The organism is Streptomyces sp. NPDC055632 (genome assembly GCF_053618675.1).
The window spans coordinates 183,742-200,983 of the sequence record NZ_JBSHHY010000002.1; the positions used below are offsets into that span (position 1 = coordinate 183,742).

The window sequence follows — 17,242 nt, forward strand, 5'->3', positions numbered from 1 at the left end:
GCGTCCGCCGGTACGCCCTCGATGACGGCGTCCTCGACAGGAAGATCCCCGGCTGCCCGTCCGACTGGGTCGCCCGGATGGTCCCGCCGGGCGACAGCGTGACGGAGTGCAGCATCCACCTGGTGACGGACGACGGCGACAAGCCGTTCGCGGTGGGCTTCGCGGAGGCGGGCCGGCCGGGACTGGTGACCTGGCGGGCCCCCTCCGCTGAGACGGCCGGATCAGCCGGCCGAGCCGCCGCCCGTCTCCGCGAGCGGCAGGTACACGCGGTTGCCCGCCGCCGCGAACTCCTTCGACTTCTCCGCCATGCCGGCCTCGATCTCCTGCTCCGTGCCGCCGTGCTCGCGGCGGATGTCCTGGGAGATCTTCATCGAGCAGAACTTCGGACCGCACATCGAGCAGAAGTGCGCGGTCTTCGCGGGCTCCGCCGGCAGCGTCTCGTCGTGGAACTCGCGCGCGGTGTCCGGGTCGAGGGCCAGGTTGAACTGGTCCTCCCAGCGGAACTCGAAGCGCGCGTCCGAGAGCGCGTCGTCCCACTCCTGCGCGCCCGGGTGCCCCTTGGCGAGGTCCGCCGCGTGGGCCGCGATCTTGTACGTGATGACACCGGTCTTCACGTCGTCGCGGTTGGGCAGGCCCAGGTGCTCCTTGGGCGTCACGTAGCAGAGCATCGCCGTGCCCCACCAGGCGATCATCGCCGCGCCGATGCCGGAGGTGATGTGGTCGTACGCGGGCGCGACGTCCGTGGTCAGCGGGCCGAGGGTGTAGAACGGCGCCTCCTCGCAGATCTCCTGCTGGAGGTCGATGTTCTCCTTGATCTTGTGCATCGGGACGTGTCCCGGGCCCTCGATCATCGTCTGCACGTTGTGGCGCTTGGCGATCGTGTTCAGCTCGCCGAGCGTCCTCAACTCCGCGAACTGGGCCGCGTCGTTGGCGTCCGCGATCGAGCCGGGGCGCAGGCCGTCGCCGAGCGAGTACGTGACGTCGTACGCCGCCAGGATCTCGCAGAGCTCCTCGAAGTGCGTGTAGAGGAAGTTCTCCTTGTGGTGCGCGAGGCACCAGGCGGCCATGATCGAGCCGCCGCGCGAGACGATGCCGGTCTTGCGGCGCGCGGTGAGCGGCACGTACGGCAGGAGCACGCCGGCGTGCACGGTCATGTAGTCCACGCCCTGCTCGGCCTGCTCGATCACCGTGTCCTTGTAGATCTCCCAGCTCAGCTCCTCGGCCCTGCCGTCGACCTTCTCCAGGGCCTGGTAGAGCGGCACGGTGCCGATCGGCACGGGGGAGTTGCGCAGCACCCACTCGCGGGTGGTGTGGATGTTGCGGCCGGTGGACAGGTCCATGACCGTGTCGGCGCCCCACTTGGTCGCCCAGGTCATCTTCTCCACCTCCTCCTCGATGGAGGAGGTGACGGCGGAGTTGCCGATGTTGGCGTTGACCTTCACCAGGAACCGCTTGCCGATGATCATCGGCTCGATCTCCGGGTGGTTGACGTTCACCGGGAGCACGGCCCGGCCCGCCGCGATCTCCTCCCGCACGACCTCGGGGGAGACGTTCTCGCGGATCGCGACGTACTCCATCTCCGGCGTGATCTCGCCACGGCGGGCGTACGCGAGCTGCGTCACCGCCTGGCCGGAGCGGCCCCGGCGCGGCAGGCGGGGGCGGCCGGGGAAGACCGCGTCGAGGTTCTTGAGCCCGCCGCCGCGCGGCGAGGTGTGCTTGATGCCGTCGTCCTCGGGGCGGGCCGGGCGGCCCGCGTACTCCTCGGTGTCGCCGCGCGCGATGATCCAGTTCTCGCGCAGCGGCGGGAGCCCCCGTCGTACGTCGGTGTCGACGGTGGGATCGGTGTACGGGCCGGACGTGTCGTACAGCGTGACGTCCTTGCCGTTGGTGAGGTGCACCTGACGGACCGGTACCCGCAGGTCGGGGCGCGAGCCCTGGACGTATCCCTTGTGCCAGCCCGGCGTGCGCCCGGCGGACTGGTCGTTCTGGTCGGAGGCAGGCGTGCGTGCGTCCTGAATGGTCATGAGACCGATCTCCCTACGCCGGCATTACCCGGTAACAGGTTCGGCGGTCGGCGCAGCCTCCTCCCGTACGTACATCGGTACGCGCGTACGGTGATCAGCGCCCTCTCAGCCCGGTGCTCCGAGCTCCCGCGTGTGCAAAGGTGTCACCACGCTAGCGTCATCCCGGGCGTGCTGAACAGTGGGCCCCCGCCGTTCTTGCGATGATCGGTCGGTGACTTCCCCCCAGCAGACCCCCGAGCCGCACGACCACTCCCACGGCCCGGACCCGTCCCACGGCCATGGATCCGGCAACGGAGCAGGGCACGGATCCGGGCACGGCCCCGGTCATGGAGCCGGACACGGGCACAGCCACAGCCACGGGCCCGCCGCCCCCGTCTCCCGGCACCTGCGCAAGGTCATCGCCGCCGTCCTGGTCCCCTTCGCCACCGCCGTCCTGGTCGGGCTCGCGGTCCTGTGGCCCGGCGGCGCCCCGCCGCACGAGCGCACCGGCGTCGGTTTCGACCGCCAGACCGAACAGGGCAGGGTCGTCTCCGTCGAGCACGTCGACTGCAAGGTCGTGAACGCCGGTCAGGTCCCGCCGACCGGGGACACCTCCACACCGGAGGGGCGCGAGGCGGTCGAGGCCCAGCAGGGGGACTGCAAGAGGGCGAAGATCGAGGTCACGACAGGAGCGAACAAGGGACGCGAGTTCACCGAGATCGTGCAGCCGGGCGCACCGCGCCAACTGGAGGAGGGACAGGGCGTGGTGGTGGCGTACGCCCCCGACGCCCCGTACGACCTCCAGTACTCGGTGACGGACGTGAACCGTAAGGTGCCGTTGGCGGTGCTCGCCGGCATCTTCGCCCTCGCGGTCGTGGCGGTCGGGCGGATGCGGGGGCTCATGGCCCTGGTCGCGCTCGCCGTGAGTTTCCTGGTGCTGATGTTCTTCATCCTGCCCGCGATCCTGCAGGGGTCGAACCCGCTGGTGGTGGCGGTGGTCGGGTCGAGCGCGATCATGCTGATCGCGCTCTACATGTGCCACGGCCTCTCGGCCCGCACCTCGGTCGCGGTGCTCGGCACGCTGATCTCGCTGCTGCTCATCGGGCTGCTCGGCTCGCTCTTCATCGGCTGGGCGTCGCTCAGCGGCAACACCGACGACAACACCGGCCTGATCAAGGGCCTCTACCCGGACATCGACATGTCCGGTCTGCTGCTGGCCAGTGTGATCATCGGTTCTCTCGGTGTGCTCGACGACGTGACGGTCACCCAGACCTCGGCCGTCTGGGAGCTGCACCAGGCCGACCCGGGTATGGGGCCGCGCGGCCTGTACCGGGCGGGGATCCGGATCGGCCGCGACCACATCGCCTCGGTCGTGAACACGCTGGTGCTCGCCTACGCGGGCGCCGCCCTGCCGCTGCTGCTGCTCTTCTCCATCGCGCAGAGCAGCATGGGAACGGTGGCCAACAGCGAGCTGGTGGCCGAGGAGATCGTCCGGACGCTGGTCGGCTCGATCGGTCTGGTGGCGTCCGTGCCGGTCACCACGGCGCTCGCGGCGCTGGTGGTCTCCGCCGACCGCGCGGAGGGCGTCGACCGCCCGGGGACCGGCGGCCGGAAGCCCTCGTCCGCGCGGGGCGGACGGCGCCGCCGCGCCAAGTGACGCACGCGGTCCGTGCACGCGGTCCGTTCATACGGTCCGTGCGTGCGACCCGTACACGCGGTCCGTTCATGCGATCCGTTCATGCGGTCCGTCGGCGCGCCGGCTCGGGGGGTCGGCTACGCAGAAGGTCCTGGTCAGGACGGCTCGGTGACGGTGCGTTCGTTCCTCAGGCCGGGCCGGCGTTCTCCTCGGCCAGGATCCGGCCCAGCGCCGCCTCCAGGTTGTCCTCGAAGTCGCCGAGCGTCCGTTCCTGACCGAGCGGAACCAGCTTGTCCGTACGGTCGAGGAAGGCGACGAGCGGTGGCGCGCTGGCCCGGAACAGGGCGCGGTCGCCGCCGACCTGGAGCCGGATGGAGACGTCCGAGAGCCGCTCGGGCTCGGTCGGGGCGATGTGCACATCGCCGTCCCCGCTCGGCCGGTTGATCCCGTCGAGCAGCAGTTCACGGCCGAAGGCCCAGGTCACGGGCGCGTCCCCGGGGAGGTGGAACGTCATCCGCACCGCGTAGGGGTCCCGGGTCTCGTACCGCAGTTCGACCGGGATCTTGAAGGAGAGCTCCTCGGAGACGAGGAAGCTCATCAGGACCTCGGCCTGAACCGACTCTCGCATCATGTACCCCGCAGTAGATGGAGCAGTTGTGTAAACACAGCTGCTGAAAGCTGTGACCGAAACGGCCAGGAATGATCCCCCGTGGCCCTCTTGACGTAATCGTGCTGTAAGCACTAGCAGATCACAAGGAGTGATTTTTCAGATACTGATAGAGAACGCGAGCGACCCGAAGAGCCTTCCCATCTCTGTGCGTAGCTGCTCGATCGCTGGGAGCAACCGTTCTTGCTGGTGAAGAGGGAGGGAAATGGCCATTGCGGCCGCCGTGGACCCCACCGTGAGGGGGATTGCGGCACAGACCGTGCCGAGCGCATATTCCTGCCGCTCCACCAGGGGCTCCATTCTCCCCAAACCGCCCAAACGATCCAAAAGTGCACTCCGGTTACTCACCGTGTACGGGGTGATGGATTCCACCGGGTGGCGGTCAAGGTGGTCTTGACGACTTTTCGGATCAAGTTGGCTCAAAATGCACTGCCCGATCGCGTGGGCGTGCGCCGTCTCGCGGAAATCGGCCCATTCCTCCACTGCGGGGGCGGAGGGGGTGTCGGCGACGGCGACGAGCTCGACCTCTCCCTCCCGGTAGACGGCGAAGTAGATCGGGACCCCGATCTCGTCCCGCCAGCGGGCGAGAGAGTTTTCGATCTTGATGCGACGATTCTGCACAGCTCCGCCGGCGGCCAGACCGATGGCGGCGTCCCCCAGGACGAACACACCCTTCTCGCGGAGCAGATAGCCCTCGTGCGTCAGGGTGCGGAGCAGGTGGTACGTGGTGGGCAGCGGGAGGCCGGTCTCGCGGGCGAGCTGTTTCGCCGGAGCGCCGTCCGGATGGGAGGCGACGGCCTCCAGGAGTCTCAGCGCGCGCTGCACCGAGCCGATCAGGGTAGGAGCGGTCGTCTGCGTAGCCGTGGCCAAAGGTCACCCCCAGGCGTGACGACGGATGCGTCGCACCCGCCCGCGGGGGCCGCCCCCGCGCCCGCCGGGCCTGGGAAACCGCTGGTCAGTAAGGAGGTCTACGCCTGTAGTCCCCATCGCGGCGGAGAGATTCCACTGTAGTGGCAGCCCTTGGGCCCCCACCCGTCCAGTCCGGCCCGTTCCCTCGCCCGGGCTAACGCTCTCCCTTGCCGCCATACCGATGAGTAGCTTGTGCTATCGGAGCCGGGCGGCCGGTCCCCCGTGGTCGGCCCTCGACGATCAGGCGTCGGCGGCCGGTTTCCCTGCCGGTCGGCCCCCGCCGGTCGACCCTCGGCGGTCGGACCCCGGCGGCCGGTGCGGTTCCGTGGCGCCGGGTCTCCTCTACCAGTCCTCGCGCGACCGGCCGGAGGAGCTGAACTTCCGTACGACGTAGATCAGTCCGGCGACGAGGGCCACGAAGAGCAGCACCTTGAAGAGGAGACCGATCACGAAGGTCAGGACGCTGGTGATCAGTCCGCCGAAGACGAGCAGGGCGAGGGCGGGTATGGCGACCCACTTCACCCACCAAGGCATTCCCGCGAGCATCTCCCGTGCGGCCATCGTCCTACCTCGCTTCCGAAGATCCGTCCCGCGCACTCCGCGCCGAACACTCCCCAGGCTAGGTGTCGGAAGGGGCCGTCGGAGGCCGCGGGGCCCCCGCTCTCCCCTGATCCGACCCCTAGGGGCCAGAGGTGTGCCGGCCCCGCGAACCCCGACCCGGGACCCGGGCCGAACCCCGACCCGCTCAGCCTTCCGGAGACTCAGCCCTCCGGGGGCGAGAAGACCACCATGACCCGCAGGTCCTCGCTGATGTGGTGGAACTTGTGCTCCACCCCGGCCGGCACGTAGACCACGCTGCCGCGCGCCACCTGGGTCGTCTCCGTCCCGACCGTGATCGCCGCCCGACCGCTCACCACGAAGTACACCTCGTCCTGGCGGTGCGGCTGCTGCGGGTCGAGCTCCCCGGCGTCGAGCGCGTACAGGCCGACCGACATGTTCCGCTCACGCAGGAACTGGAGGTACGCGCCCTTGTTCGCGGCACGCTCCGCCTCCAGTTCGTCCAGCCGGAATGCCTTCATCGCCCGTCGCCCCTGCCCTCGGCCCGATCACGTCTGCCACGATCAGACACATGATGAATTTCCTAGTCAAGACGCTCGCGAACGCGGGCGCCCTGGGAGTCGCCATCTGGCTCCTCCAGGACATCACCCTGACCGGTGAGAGCACCGGCAAGAAGGTCCTGACCCTCATTCTCGTCGCACTGGTCTTCGGTCTGGTGAACTTCCTGGTGAAGCCGGTCGTCCAGCTGTTCACGCTTCCCCTCTTCGTCCTGACGCTCGGCCTGTTCACCCTCGTGGTGAACGCCCTGATGCTGCTCCTCACCTCCTGGCTGGCCGACAAGCTCGACCTCAGCTTCCACGTGGAGGGCTTCTGGACCGCGGTCCTGGGCGCCCTGATCATCTCCGTCGTCTCCTGGGCACTGAACGTCGTGCTCCCCGACCAGGACTGAGTGGGCACCGTGACGCACCAGGAACACGCCTCCGGCCCCGACCGGAAGACCGCCGCGCTGGGCGACGGGACCCGCGCGGTGCGGGCCGGACTGCCCGAGCCGGTGAAGTACGAGCCGACCCTCCCGGGCCCAGTGTTCGCCGCACACTTTCACCTGCCGGGCGAGCCGACCGGCCCGTACACCTACGGCCGCGACGAGAACCCCACCTGGACCCATCTGGAGCGGGCGATCGGCGAGCTGGAGGCACCGGGGGAGGAAGGCGTCGAGACGCTGGTCTTCGCCTCCGGCATGGCCGCGATCTCCGCCGTCCTCCTCTCCCAGCTGAAGTCCGGCGACGCGGTGGTGCTCCCGACCGACGGCTACCAGGCACTGCCCCTGCTCCACGAGCAGCTGCGGACGTACGGCATCGAGGTCCGCACCGCGCCGACCGGGGGCGACGGACAGCTCGCCGTCCTCGAAGGGGCGCGGCTGCTGTGGATCGAGACCCCGTCCAACCCCGGGCTCGACGTCTGCGACATCCGCCTCCTGGTGCGCGAGGCGCACGCTGCGGGCGCACTCGTCGCCGTCGACAACACCCTCGCCACCCCGCTCGGCCAGCGGCCCCTGGAGCTGGGCGCGGACTTCTCCGTCGCCAGCGACACCAAGGGCATGACCGGCCACGGCGACGTGCTGCTCGGCCACGTGAGCTGCCGCGACCCCGAGCGGGCCGTCGAGGTGCGGCGCTGGCGCAAGATCGTCGGGGCCATCCCCGGCCCCATGGAGGCCTGGCTCGCCCACCGCTCGCTCGCCACGCTCCAGCTGCGGATCGACCGCCAGTGCTCGACCGCCCTGGAACTGGCACGGACGCTCGCCGGACGGGCCGACGTCACCGGGCTGCGCTACCCGGGACTGCCCGGCGACCCCTCGCACGCGGTGGCCGCCCGGCAGATGCGGCGCTTCGGACCGGTGGTCTCCTTCGAGCTGGCGGACCGGAAGCGGGCCGACCGGTTCCTGGAGGCGCTGCGGCTCGTGGACGACGCCACCAGCTTCGGCGGAGTGCGCTCCACGGCGGAGCGGCGCGGGCGCTGGGGCGGGGACGCGGTCGCGGAGGGCTTCATCCGCTTCTCCGTCGGCGCCGAGGATCCCGAGGACCTGATCGCCGATGTGCTGCGCGCCCTCGACGAGACCGGTTCCACCGGCTGAACAGCGGGTACAGGTCTTCCCACGTGGAGCAGGGCGCTCCGAGCCTCCCCCCTCGTGGCTCGGAACGCCCTCGGTTCCACGTGCGGAAACCGCCTGCACAAGGCTAATTGACTGTGTGTCAGTGTCCAATCACGGTAGCGACAGAGACCTATCGACTTATTTATAGTTGGACGGTCCTGAGGCGCTGTCAGCCGACCGCCTGAGTCGAACGGCCCCACGGCCGGGAGGGGGCGGACATGGATCTTGCCCTACTACGGACGTTCGTCACGGTGCACCGGGCCGGCTCCTTCACCCGGGCCGCGGCCCTCCTGGGCCTCTCCCAGCCCGCGGTCACCAGCCAGATCCGGACGCTCGAACGCCAGCTGGGGCGGCCCCTCTTCCTCAGACGGGCGCGCGGCGTCACCCCGACCACCATCGGCGACGAGCTGGCCCACCGCGCCGCCCCGCACCTGGACGCCCTCGTCGAGATCACCGAGACCGGACTCGACGAGGAGAGCGGCATCCGGACCCTCCACGTCGCCGGACCGCCGGAGTTCACCGCACTCCGCGCGCTGCCCGCCCTCACCCCGCTGGTCGGCCGGGGCCTCGCCGTGCGGACCTCCTTCCCCGTCACCACGGAGGAGGTCCTCGACGGACTCGCCGCCGGCCACCACGACCTCGCCATCACCACCGCCCGCCCGCGCGGCGGTCTGCTCGTCTCCACCCCGCTCTGCGACGAGGAGCACGTCCTGGTCGCGGCGCCGCGCTGGGCGGCCCGGCTCTCCCCCGAGGTGCTCCTGAGCAAGGGTGCCGTGGTCCTGGAACAGCTTCCGGTGGTCGAGGTGCACGAGTCGCTGCCGTTCGTGTCCCGCTACTGGGCGAGCGTCTTCGACACCGGGCCGGCCGCCGCCGCCACCGTGATCGCCCCCGACCTGCGGGCCGTGCGGGACTCCGCCGCCTCCGGGGCGGGGCTCGCCGTCCTGCCGCGCTACCTGTGCGAGGAGGCCCTGGAGCAGGGACGGCTCGTGGCGCTCCTCGATCCCCCGGTGCCCCCGCTGCGGACCTACTTCCTGGTCGTACGGACGGGAACGCTCGCGCTCGCGCACCTCGCCCTGGCGCACGAGACGCTGCTGCGCGCCGCCGGGGACTGGTGAGATCCCGCGGGGAACGTCGCGTTTCAGCCCCCTCCGAACGGGCCATTTTCTTCACATGAACGAACGGCCCGTGATCAAGCGCACCGCACGCGCCATCCTGCTCGACGGGAACGACCTCATCCTCATCAAGCGGACCAAGCCGGGGGTGGATCCCTACTGGCTCACGCCCGGCGGGGGCGTGGAGCCCACCGACTCCACCGTCGTCGAAGCCCTGCACCGCGAGGTGCTCGAAGAGCTGGGCGCCAAGGTCACCGACGTGGTGCCCTGTTTCGTCGACACCGTCGAGCACATCGTCGACGGCGGGATCTCGGGGGTGAAGGTCCAGCACTTCTTCGTGTGCCGGCTCGGGTCCATGGACACCTCCCTGCGGCACGGGCCCGAGATGGAGGAGCCCGACGGCGAGTACGAGATCGTCCGGGTGCCCTTCACCCGGATCGGCATCGCGGCCGTGCACCTCGTTCCGCTCTCCCTGCGCCACTACCTCGACGGCAACATCGAGGGAGTCCGCGCGATGCACGCCCCGGACCTGGGCTGACCGGACCCCGGCCGGGGCCGATCCGTTCCGGGACGGCCCGGGCCGGGCCGGGCTAGCCGGAGGTCGCGGGGGCCAACTCGGCGAGGAAGTCGTGGCGGATGCGCTCCGAGGGGACTCCCGCGCCCCGCAGCGCGTCCACCCCGCGCCGGACCATGCCCAGCGGGCCCGAGAGATAGGCATCGCGTTCCCCCCAGGGCCCGTAGCGGCAGACGGCGTCCGGGAGGCGCCCCTGCGCCTCGGTGACCGGGTGGACGGAGAGCCACGGGAAGGTCTTCTGGAGTCGCAGCATCGTGTCGATGTCATAGAGGTCGTGACCGCTGCGCGCCCCGTAGAAGACGTCGACCGGCCGCCGGTCCCCGTGCTCGGCGACGTCCTCGACCAGGGCCTTGATCGGCGCTATCCCCGTGCCGCCGCCTAGGCAGAGCAGCCCGGTGTCCGTGGAGTGGTCGACCGTCATGGAGCCGCCCGGCGGCCCGAGCCTCAGCACGTCCCCGGGGCGTGCCCGGTGGACCAGCGCATTGGACACCCAGCCGGCCGGGACGGCCTTGATGTGGAGGGAGAGCAGTCCGTCCGGCCGCGGCGCCGACGCGAAGGAGTAGTGGCGCCAGATCCGCGGCCACCACGGGGTCTCCAGCGTCGTGTACTGCCCGGCGAGGAAGGGATAGGGCCGGTCGGGTCGGAGCGTGACGACGGCGACGTCCGGGGTGCGCAGGTCGTGGGAGACCACCTCGGCGTGCCACCAGGCGGGGGCGGACCGCTCGTCCTCCGCCGCCGCGTCGATCATGATCTGGGAGATCGTCGTGTACGTGCGCACCCAGGCCGCCTGGGTCCGGTCGTCCCAGGTCCTCGTCGCGTACCGGGCGAGGGATCCGACGAGGGCCTCACCGACGGCCGGGTAGTGGGTGGAGCGGGTGCCGTACTTGCGGTGCCCCCTGCCGAGGTTCTCCAGGTACGCGGTGAGGACCGGGGCGTCGTCCAGGTGCTCGGCCGCCGTCAGAAGGGCTTTGAGGAGCCGGTCCCGCTGGGTGTCCATGGCGACGGGGAACATGTCGCGCAGCTCGGGGTTCCGCACGAAGAGCAGGGCGTAGAAGTACGAGGTCACCCGGTCGGCCACCGGTGCGATCTCCTCCAGGGTGCGGCGGACGAGAACCGCGTCGGCGGAGGGTCCTCGGGGTGTCGGGGGTTCCTGTCCGTGCACCGCCGAGGGTTCGTGCTCGTCCGCGTCCTTCACGTCCGTCGTGGGGGTCGGAGCATCCATCATGTGCCTCGCCTTGTCCGGCCGGGCTTCCGTAAACGCAGCATGAGGGGTCCGACCGCCTTCGGGGACGGAAAGTGGCGTTCCGGTCCATAGAGCCGGGTTTCTGGCTAAGCTCCACTGTTTTGGGCCACGCCTCTTCCTCCGGCCAGAACCGGGTTTCACGTGAAACATCGCCCGCGTGCCACGGGATGGGATGAAAACCCCGCTCCGACACCGTCCGAATCCGGTAAAGCGGTGGACGGAAGATCAACGCGTCGGACAGCCTGAAAGACATGCCGATTCCTCCCGCCCCCCTCGCACAGCTCCCCGTCCGGCGCCTCACCCACAAGGACCTCCTCGCCTGCGCCGATCTCTCCGAGAACCGGCAATGGCCCCGCGAAGAACACAAGTGGGGTTTCCTGCTCACCGCCGGCAACGGGTACGGAATCGACGACCCCGAGGGCAAGGGGCTGCTCGCCTGCTGCGTGGTCACCTCGTACGGTCCGGAGCTCGCCGCGATCGGCATGGTGCTCGTCGCCGAGCGGTACGCACGCCAAGGGGTGGGACGCCGGCTCATGCGGCACGTCCTGGAGGAGCTGGGGGACACCCCGACCACCTTGCACGCCACGGCGAACGGACAGCCCCTCTACGAACAGCTGGGCTTCACGCAGGCGAGCCGTGCGGAGATGGTGCGCGGACGCTTCACCTTCACCACGCCCGCCCCGGCCGTCCCGGTCCGCCCGGCGACGGCGGAGGACCTCCAGGCGATCCTCCGACTGGATCTGGAGGTCCTCGGTCTCGACCGCACCCCTCTGATCGCCCGGCTCCCCGCCTTCGCGGACCACCTCCGGGTCGCGGAGGAGGACGGCGAGGTCACGGGCTTCGCGGCGGCCTGGCCCAACATGGACACCCATGTCGTCGGGCCGCTGATCGCCCGGGACCCGGCCACGGCCAAGGCCCTGATCGCCTCCCTGGCCACCGCCACCGACCGACCCCTGCGCACGGACATCGACGTGCGCCACACGTCACTGCTGAGCTGGGCGAAGGAGAACGGCCTCGATCCGATCGCCACGAACGCGGTGATGGTCCGCTCGGTACCGGACCTCCCCGGCGACTGGCGCCGCCGCTTCGCCCCCCTGACGGTCGCGGCCGGATAGTCCGGACCGTTCCGGCGCGGAGGCCGGGAGCCGGGCGGCTCAACCCTGCCCGGCTCCGGGCAACCGGCTTCGGGCGACCGATTCCGGGAAGCAGGCGCCGGCTGCCCGGCTGCCCGGCTGCCCGGCTGCCCGGAAACAGATTTACTTGCAGACGCTCATTATTGCGCCTCATCCTTTACCCTGGTTCTGAGCCGCCCCGGCGCCGAGGAGAGACCGAGGAGAGAACATGACCGCGACGGACCCCGCACTCACCGCGCTCTCCCAGCGCTGGTGCGCCCTCTCCCTGCTGCACGGCAGGATCGAGTCCCACCTCGAACGTGCCCTGGAGTCCCGTCACGGCCTGAGCGTGCGGGAGTACTCGCTGCTCGACGTCCTCAGCCGCCAGCACAACGGCCCCGGCGGCCACCTCCAGATGAAGCAGGTCGCCGACGCGGTCGTGCTCAGCCAGAGCGCCACCACCCGACTCGTCACCCGCCTGGAGGACCGCGGTCTGCTCACCCGGTACCTCTGCGCCACCGACCGGCGCGGCATCTACACCGACGTGACCGAGGAGGGTCTGAAGCTCCTCGAAGAGGCCCGCCCCACCAACGACAGCGCCCTGCGCGAAGCTCTCGACGAGGCGGCCAAGAACCCCGAGCTGGCTCCTCTGGTCCAGGTCGTGGAGGGCGTGGGCGTCCCCGCCTGAGCCCCGGCCCGACTTCGGGCCGACCTCGGGCCGACCGCGACGCGGAGGCGGCCGGGCGTACCCTGCGTCCCATGAACGATCTTGAGATACGCCCGACCACCGCAGAGGACCTCCCGGCCGTCGTCGCGATGCTCGCTGACGACCCCCTGGGCGCCCAGCGCGAATCCCCCGACGACCTGGCCCCGTACCTCGCCGCCTTCGAGCGGCTGGCGAACGACCCGAACCAGCATCTCGTCGTGGCCGTCCGCGGGGGCAAGGTCGTCGGCACCCTCCAGCTGACGATCATCCCGGGACTCTCCCGCCGGGGAACCGTCCGTTCGATCATCGAAGCCGTACGCATTCACGCCGACGAGCGTGGCAGCGGCCTCGGGACGCAGCTCATCGAGTGGGCCGTCGAGGAGTCCGGCCGGCAGGGCTGCAGCCTCGTCCAGCTGACCTCCGACGCCACCCGCACCGATGCCCATCGCTTCTACAAGCGGCTCGGCTTCGAGGACTCCCACGTGGGCTTCAAGAAGACCCTCTGACCCTCCCGCCCTGGAGCGCCGTTTCACGTGAAACGCCCGGTTCCACGTGAAACAGCGATCCACCAGGGCTCAGAGGCCGCGCCACCCCGCCTCGTCCACGCCTCCCGGCACCGCGTCCCCCGGCTCGTACGGCTCGCGGGTGAAGACGAAGGAGCCGAGGTCGAGGTGGCTCACGCTCCCGTCGGGGCGCCGCACCACCCGGAGCGTCTCCCCCTCGTAGTAGCCGTTCAGCCCGACCCAGCCTCCGTCGGGCAGCGCCCGGAACCGGGCCTGCCGCCCGGCGCCCCGCAGGGGTTCGAGCACCACACCGCGCTCGGGACCGAGCCTCAGCCCGTAGACGTACGTGCCCCAGTACCAGGGGCCGGTCAGGGACAGCAGCTCCTCGTCGACCTCCGCCTCGGGAAGGGGGCGCCACGGCTCCGGGAGCCTCGGCTCCGCCTCCGCCACGATCCGTACGAGATCGGCGGCCACGGCGCCCACCAGCGGTCCCGAGGTGGCGTTGGAGAGGGCGATCCCCGCGAGGCCGTCCTCCACGCTCACCCACAGACAGGCGACGAAGCCCGGCAGGGAGCCGGTGTGACCGATCAGGGTCCGGCCGTCCCTGCGGAGGAGCTGGAGCCCGAGCCCGTAGCCGCCCTCCCATTCGCCCTCGCCGCCCGGGGAGGCCGGAGCACGCATCTCCGCCACGGAAGCGGCGCCGAGCACCCGCTCGTCCCCCTGCGCGAGGAACGCGGCGAACCGGGCGAGGTCGGCCGCCGTGGACCAGAGCTGGCCCGCCGGTGCCATCAGACCGAGGTCCTCGGACGGTTCGGGCAGCATCACATCGGCCCAGGGGTGCACCGCCCAGCCGCCGGCGTGCGGAGCCACCGGATCGGCCGTCGTGCGGTCCATCCCCAGCGGCTCCAGGATCTCGCGCCGCAGCGTCTCCTCCCAGGGCCGCCCACGGAGCTCCTCGACCAGACAACCGAGCAGCGTGTAGCCGGGGTTGGAGTAGTGGTGGCGCCGTCCCGGCGTCCGGAGGAAGGGCCGCTCCCCCAGGACGTCGGAGAGCTCCGGCCGCAGCGCGGCGGACGAGCGCTCCCACCATGCACCGGGGGTCTCGGCCGCGAGTCCCCCGCTGTGACTGAGGAGTTGAGCGATCGTCACCTCGCCGACGCCCGTCCCCTTGAGGTGCAGCTCCAGCGGATCGTCCAGCCGGAGGATCCCCTCGTCCCGCAGCCGCATCACCAGGACGGCGGTGAACACCTTGGTGATCGAGCCGATCCTGAACTGCGTGTCGGAGTCCGGCGCGTGACCGTCCACGCAGCTGCGCGAACCGCTCCACACCAGCGCCCCGTCACGGACCACCGCCCCCACGAGGGAGGGGGCCCGCCCCTCGGCCTGGGCCACCGCGACCCGGTGCAGCAGGGCCCGCTCGGTCCTGGGCAGCAAAGCTTCGAAAGATGTCGTCATGGCACCCATCCAACGCGATCCCACCCACCGAAAGCCCCACCCGGGCCACAGTCCCGCTGCTCGAACCGCTCCGGGGCTCAGACCGGGACGGCCAAAAACTCCCGCAGGAGTTCGACGTGCGAGGGGGACGGCCCGTACGAACACGCGGTTCCGCCGGCCGTTTCACACGGGCGCCGACTCCAGGGTCCGGGTGGCGGCGATGAGGCCGGTCAGCGAGGTGCGGGTCTCCGAGAGCGCGGAAATCCGGTCGTTCAGGTCCTGGAGGTGCTCCTGAAGGGTCTCCAACTTGCAGGCGGCGACCGTGCCGTCCTGGCGAACGCACGGCATCAGGTCCCGGATGACCCGGGTCGGCAGGCCGGCGTCCAGGAGCGAGCGGATGCGGCGGACCACGTCGGGGGCGTCGCCGTCGTAGCGGCGGTGGCCGCTGTCGAGGCGGTGGGACTCCAGGAGGCCCTGCTCCTCGTAGTACCGCAGCAGCCGAACGGACGTGTCCGTCGCGGCGGCGAGCTCACCGATCTTCATGCGGCGCCCCTTCTTCGCGTGGTGCTCCTCACACCCCCTTGAACCTCACATCCATGTGAGATCTTAGGGTCACGGCCATGACGAACACGGAACGCCCCCTCTCCCTCTACGGTTTCCTCCGCCCCCGGCCGGAGCGCGCGGACGAGGTCCGCCGCATCCTCTCCTCCTTCGTCGGACCCACCCGACAGGAACCCGGCAACCTGCAGTACCACCTCCACGAGCACGAGGACGGCCGCTTCTTCCTGTACGAGGTCTGGCGGTCCCAGGAGGACCTGGACCGCCACAACGCGACGCCCCCGCTGCGCGCCTTCCTGGAGAACCTGTCGACCTTCCTGGAGGAGGACCCGGAGGGCTACTTCGACACCATGCTCAGCCCCTACCCCGAAGCCGAACCGGCTTCCGCGTAAGGGGGAGGCCCGTCAGGTCTGGGCCATGTCCACGAAGCGGGAGTAGTGGCCCTGGAAGGCGACGGTGATCGTGGCCGTCGGGCCGTTTCGGTGCTTGCCGACGATGATGTCCGCCTCGCCCGCGCGCGGGGACTCCTTCTCGTAGGCGTCCTCGCGGTGCAGCAGGATCACCATGTCGGCGTCCTGCTCGATCGAGCCGGACTCGCGCAGGTCGGAGACCATCGGCTTCTTGTCGGTGCGCTGCTCGGGTCCACGGTTCAGCTGGGAGAGCGCGATCACCGGCAGTTCCAGCTCCTTGGCGAGGAGCTTGAGGTTTCGCGACATGTCGGAGACCTCCTGCTGACGGCTCTCCTGGCGCTTCGAACCACCCGACTGCATGAGCTGGAGGTAGTCGATGATGACGAGCTTGAGGCCGTTGCGCTGCTTGAGCCGCCGGCACTTCGCCCGGATCTCCATCATCGACAGGTTCGGCGAGTCGTCGATGTAGAGCGGGGCCTGGGAGACGTCCGGCATCCGGCGGGCCAGGCGCGTCCAGTCCTCGTCGGTCATCGTGCCGGAGCGCATGTGGTGGAGCGCGACCCGGGCCTCGGCCGAGAGCAGGCGCATCGCGATCTCGTTGCGGCCCATTTCGAGGGAGAAGATGACGCTGGGCAGGTTGTGCTTGATGGAGGCCGCGCGGGCGAAGTCCAGGGCGAGCGTCGACTTACCCATGGCGGGACGGGCCGCGATGATGATCATCTGACCGGGGTGCAGGCCGTTGGTCAGCGAGTCGAGGTCGGTGAAGCCGGTCGGCACACCCGTCATCTCGCCGCTGCGGGAGCCGATCGCCTCGATCTCGTCGAGCGCCCCCTCCATGATGTCGCCGAGCGGCAGGTAGTCCTCGGTGGTGCGCTGCTCGGTGACCGCGTAGATCTCGGCCTGGGCCGAGTTCACGATCTCGTCGACGTCCCCGTCGGCCGCGTACCCCATCTGCGTGATCTTGGTGCCCGCCTCGACGAGACGGCGCAGGACGGCGCGCTCGTGGACGATCTCGGCGTAGTACGAGGCGTTGGCCGCGGTCGGCACCGACTGGACCAGGGTGTGGAGGTAGGAGGCCCCGCCTACCCGGGTGATCTCGCCGCGCTTGGTGAGCTCGGCGCCGACCGTGATCGGGTCCGCCGGCTCGCCCTTGGCGTAGAGGTCGAGGATCGCCGCGTACACGGTCTCGTGCGCGGGCTTGTAGAAGTCGTTGCCCTTGATGATCTCCACGACGTCCGCGATGGCGTCCTTGGAGAGCAGCATGCCGCCGAGGACGGACTGCTCGGCGTCGAGGTCCTGCGGAGGAACGCGCTCGAACCCGGAGAGTCCGCCGTCCCAGGGGCCTTCGCCGCCCCGCTCGTGCTGGTCGTCGCGCCCGCGGCCGCGACCGCGTTCGCCTCGGGTACGGGTGGGCAGCCGGTCGCTCGGTCCGCTGTCGGCCCAGGGGTCGTCCAGGGCCTCGGGAACGCTCACCAAGCCACCTCCTCCGTCCGCTCCGCGGACCTAGCCGTGCCACTCTTTCACGCCACGGACCTGTTCAGAGGGTGGCTTCGCGACCGCTTCCAGGAGGTCGGGCGACGGACCAGGGTAGGCCTGTGGAGAGCTCCAGCCAATCCAGTTATCCACAGGCCCTGTGGGTGAACGCCCAGATGCTGTGGAGAACTTGCC

At 70.3% G+C, this 17,242-nt stretch carries 18 protein-coding genes; 9 read left to right on the forward strand and 9 right to left on the reverse strand.

What is annotated here, in order from left to right; translation table 11 throughout:
- Window positions 1-221: 221 nt before the first annotated feature.
- A complete protein-coding gene (gene thiC, locus ACWGSR_RS03390) occupies window positions 222-2,024 on the reverse strand; it encodes a phosphomethylpyrimidine synthase ThiC (protein ID WP_453563243.1) in 1,803 nt (600 codons plus the stop codon).
- A gap of 211 nt (window positions 2,025-2,235) precedes the next feature.
- Between thiC and ACWGSR_RS03395 the strand changes: the two genes are divergently transcribed.
- Complete coding sequence (locus tag ACWGSR_RS03395; RefSeq protein WP_453563245.1) at window positions 2,236-3,660, forward strand: YibE/F family protein; 1,425 nt, start codon at window positions 2,236-2,238, stop codon at window positions 3,658-3,660.
- Window positions 3,661-3,826: 166 nt separating this feature from the next.
- On the opposite strand, the gene ACWGSR_RS03400 is transcribed toward ACWGSR_RS03395, so the two are convergent.
- From ACWGSR_RS03400 to ACWGSR_RS03415, 4 genes are all read right to left on the reverse strand, one after another.
- Window positions 3,827-4,267 carry an SsgA family sporulation/cell division regulator gene (locus tag ACWGSR_RS03400; protein ID WP_030206856.1) on the reverse strand — a complete coding sequence of 147 codons (441 nt, stop codon included), beginning with the start codon at window positions 4,265-4,267 and terminating at the stop codon, window positions 3,827-3,829.
- 138 nt (window positions 4,268-4,405) lie between these two features.
- Window positions 4,406-5,176, reverse strand: coding sequence for an IclR family transcriptional regulator (locus ACWGSR_RS03405; RefSeq protein WP_376230957.1), 771 nt, complete (start codon window positions 5,174-5,176; stop codon window positions 4,406-4,408).
- 381 nt (window positions 5,177-5,557) lie between these two features.
- On the reverse strand, window positions 5,558-5,776 hold the full coding sequence (locus ACWGSR_RS03410) for a DUF5326 family protein (RefSeq protein WP_030206851.1): 219 nt from the start codon (window positions 5,774-5,776) through the stop codon (window positions 5,558-5,560).
- Between the two features lie 200 nt (window positions 5,777-5,976).
- The gene (locus ACWGSR_RS03415; protein ID WP_030206848.1) at window positions 5,977-6,294 is read right to left on the reverse strand and encodes a cupin domain-containing protein; all 318 of its coding nucleotides are present in this window, start codon (window positions 6,292-6,294) and stop codon (window positions 5,977-5,979) included.
- 50 nt (window positions 6,295-6,344) lie between these two features.
- Between ACWGSR_RS03415 and ACWGSR_RS03420 the strand changes: the two genes are divergently transcribed.
- From ACWGSR_RS03420 to ACWGSR_RS03435, 4 genes are all read left to right on the forward strand, one after another.
- Window positions 6,345-6,722 carry a phage holin family protein gene (locus ACWGSR_RS03420; protein ID WP_376230956.1) on the forward strand — a complete coding sequence of 126 codons (378 nt, stop codon included), beginning with the start codon at window positions 6,345-6,347 and terminating at the stop codon, window positions 6,720-6,722.
- Between the two features lie 9 nt (window positions 6,723-6,731).
- A complete protein-coding gene (locus tag ACWGSR_RS03425) occupies window positions 6,732-7,904 on the forward strand; it encodes a cystathionine gamma-lyase (RefSeq protein ID WP_453563247.1) in 1,173 nt (390 codons plus the stop codon).
- A gap of 236 nt (window positions 7,905-8,140) precedes the next feature.
- Window positions 8,141-9,037 carry a LysR family transcriptional regulator gene (locus ACWGSR_RS03430; protein ID WP_453563249.1) on the forward strand — a complete coding sequence of 299 codons (897 nt, stop codon included), beginning with the start codon at window positions 8,141-8,143 and terminating at the stop codon, window positions 9,035-9,037.
- A 55-nt stretch (window positions 9,038-9,092) separates the two neighbouring features.
- The gene (locus ACWGSR_RS03435) at window positions 9,093-9,572 is read left to right on the forward strand and encodes an NUDIX domain-containing protein (RefSeq protein ID WP_453563250.1); all 480 of its coding nucleotides are present in this window, start codon (window positions 9,093-9,095) and stop codon (window positions 9,570-9,572) included.
- Between the two features lie 52 nt (window positions 9,573-9,624).
- Here ACWGSR_RS03435 and ACWGSR_RS03440 read toward each other — a convergent pair whose 3' ends face one another.
- A complete protein-coding gene (locus ACWGSR_RS03440) occupies window positions 9,625-11,001 on the reverse strand; it encodes a globin domain-containing protein (protein WP_453563252.1) in 1,377 nt (458 codons plus the stop codon).
- 101 nt (window positions 11,002-11,102) lie between these two features.
- Between ACWGSR_RS03440 and ACWGSR_RS03445 the strand changes: the two genes are divergently transcribed.
- From ACWGSR_RS03445 to ACWGSR_RS03455, 3 genes are all read left to right on the forward strand, one after another.
- Entirely contained in the window at window positions 11,103-11,966 is an 864-nt protein-coding gene (locus tag ACWGSR_RS03445; RefSeq protein ID WP_453563253.1) for a GNAT family N-acetyltransferase, read from the forward strand.
- 226 nt (window positions 11,967-12,192) lie between these two features.
- On the forward strand, window positions 12,193-12,651 hold the full coding sequence (locus ACWGSR_RS03450; RefSeq protein WP_376230950.1) for a MarR family winged helix-turn-helix transcriptional regulator: 459 nt from the start codon (window positions 12,193-12,195) through the stop codon (window positions 12,649-12,651).
- A 71-nt stretch (window positions 12,652-12,722) separates the two neighbouring features.
- Window positions 12,723-13,175 carry a GNAT family N-acetyltransferase gene (locus ACWGSR_RS03455; RefSeq protein ID WP_376230949.1) on the forward strand — a complete coding sequence of 151 codons (453 nt, stop codon included), beginning with the start codon at window positions 12,723-12,725 and terminating at the stop codon, window positions 13,173-13,175.
- 69 nt (window positions 13,176-13,244) lie between these two features.
- On the opposite strand, the gene ACWGSR_RS03460 is transcribed toward ACWGSR_RS03455, so the two are convergent.
- Window positions 13,245-14,627 (reverse strand): serine hydrolase domain-containing protein, encoded by a 1,383-nt coding sequence (locus ACWGSR_RS03460; protein ID WP_453563254.1) that lies wholly within the window; start codon window positions 14,625-14,627, stop codon window positions 13,245-13,247.
- A 162-nt stretch (window positions 14,628-14,789) separates the two neighbouring features.
- Window positions 14,790-15,149 carry a MerR family transcriptional regulator gene (locus tag ACWGSR_RS03465; RefSeq protein WP_453563255.1) on the reverse strand — a complete coding sequence of 120 codons (360 nt, stop codon included), beginning with the start codon at window positions 15,147-15,149 and terminating at the stop codon, window positions 14,790-14,792.
- A 77-nt stretch (window positions 15,150-15,226) separates the two neighbouring features.
- On the opposite strand from ACWGSR_RS03465, the gene ACWGSR_RS03470 reads away from it, so the two are divergent.
- On the forward strand, window positions 15,227-15,556 hold the full coding sequence (locus ACWGSR_RS03470; RefSeq protein WP_453563257.1) for a putative quinol monooxygenase: 330 nt from the start codon (window positions 15,227-15,229) through the stop codon (window positions 15,554-15,556).
- 12 nt (window positions 15,557-15,568) lie between these two features.
- On the opposite strand, the gene dnaB is transcribed toward ACWGSR_RS03470, so the two are convergent.
- Window positions 15,569-17,029 (reverse strand): replicative DNA helicase, encoded by a 1,461-nt coding sequence (gene dnaB / locus ACWGSR_RS03475; protein ID WP_063885203.1) that lies wholly within the window; start codon window positions 17,027-17,029, stop codon window positions 15,569-15,571.
- Window positions 17,030-17,242: the final 213 nt, after the last annotated feature.

What these genes read in the sequence shown, in the direction of transcription:
- thiC (WP_453563243.1), bottom strand. Translation starts at nt 2,024, where the DNA reads ATGACCATTCAGGACGCACGCACGCCTGCCTCCGACCAGAACGACCAG.
- ACWGSR_RS03400 (WP_030206856.1), bottom strand. Translation starts at nt 4,267, where the DNA reads ATGCGAGAGTCGGTTCAGGCCGAGGTCCTGATGAGCTTCCTCGTCTCC.
- ACWGSR_RS03410 (WP_030206851.1), bottom strand. Translation starts at nt 5,776, where the DNA reads ATGGCCGCACGGGAGATGCTCGCGGGAATGCCTTGGTGGGTGAAGTGG.
- ACWGSR_RS03415 (WP_030206848.1), bottom strand. Translation starts at nt 6,294, where the DNA reads ATGAAGGCATTCCGGCTGGACGAACTGGAGGCGGAGCGTGCCGCGAAC.
- ACWGSR_RS03420 (WP_376230956.1), top strand. Translation starts at nt 6,345, where the DNA reads ATGATGAATTTCCTAGTCAAGACGCTCGCGAACGCGGGCGCCCTGGGA.
- ACWGSR_RS03430 (WP_453563249.1), top strand. Translation starts at nt 8,141, where the DNA reads ATGGATCTTGCCCTACTACGGACGTTCGTCACGGTGCACCGGGCCGGC.
- ACWGSR_RS03435 (WP_453563250.1), top strand. Translation starts at nt 9,093, where the DNA reads ATGAACGAACGGCCCGTGATCAAGCGCACCGCACGCGCCATCCTGCTC.
- ACWGSR_RS03440 (WP_453563252.1), bottom strand. Translation starts at nt 11,001, where the DNA reads ATGTTTCACGTGAAACCCGGTTCTGGCCGGAGGAAGAGGCGTGGCCCA.
- ACWGSR_RS03445 (WP_453563253.1), top strand. Translation starts at nt 11,103, where the DNA reads ATGCCGATTCCTCCCGCCCCCCTCGCACAGCTCCCCGTCCGGCGCCTC.
- ACWGSR_RS03450 (WP_376230950.1), top strand. Translation starts at nt 12,193, where the DNA reads ATGACCGCGACGGACCCCGCACTCACCGCGCTCTCCCAGCGCTGGTGC.
- ACWGSR_RS03455 (WP_376230949.1), top strand. Translation starts at nt 12,723, where the DNA reads ATGAACGATCTTGAGATACGCCCGACCACCGCAGAGGACCTCCCGGCC.
- ACWGSR_RS03460 (WP_453563254.1), bottom strand. Translation starts at nt 14,627, where the DNA reads ATGACGACATCTTTCGAAGCTTTGCTGCCCAGGACCGAGCGGGCCCTG.
- ACWGSR_RS03465 (WP_453563255.1), bottom strand. Translation starts at nt 15,149, where the DNA reads ATGAAGATCGGTGAGCTCGCCGCCGCGACGGACACGTCCGTTCGGCTG.
- ACWGSR_RS03470 (WP_453563257.1), top strand. Translation starts at nt 15,227, where the DNA reads ATGACGAACACGGAACGCCCCCTCTCCCTCTACGGTTTCCTCCGCCCC.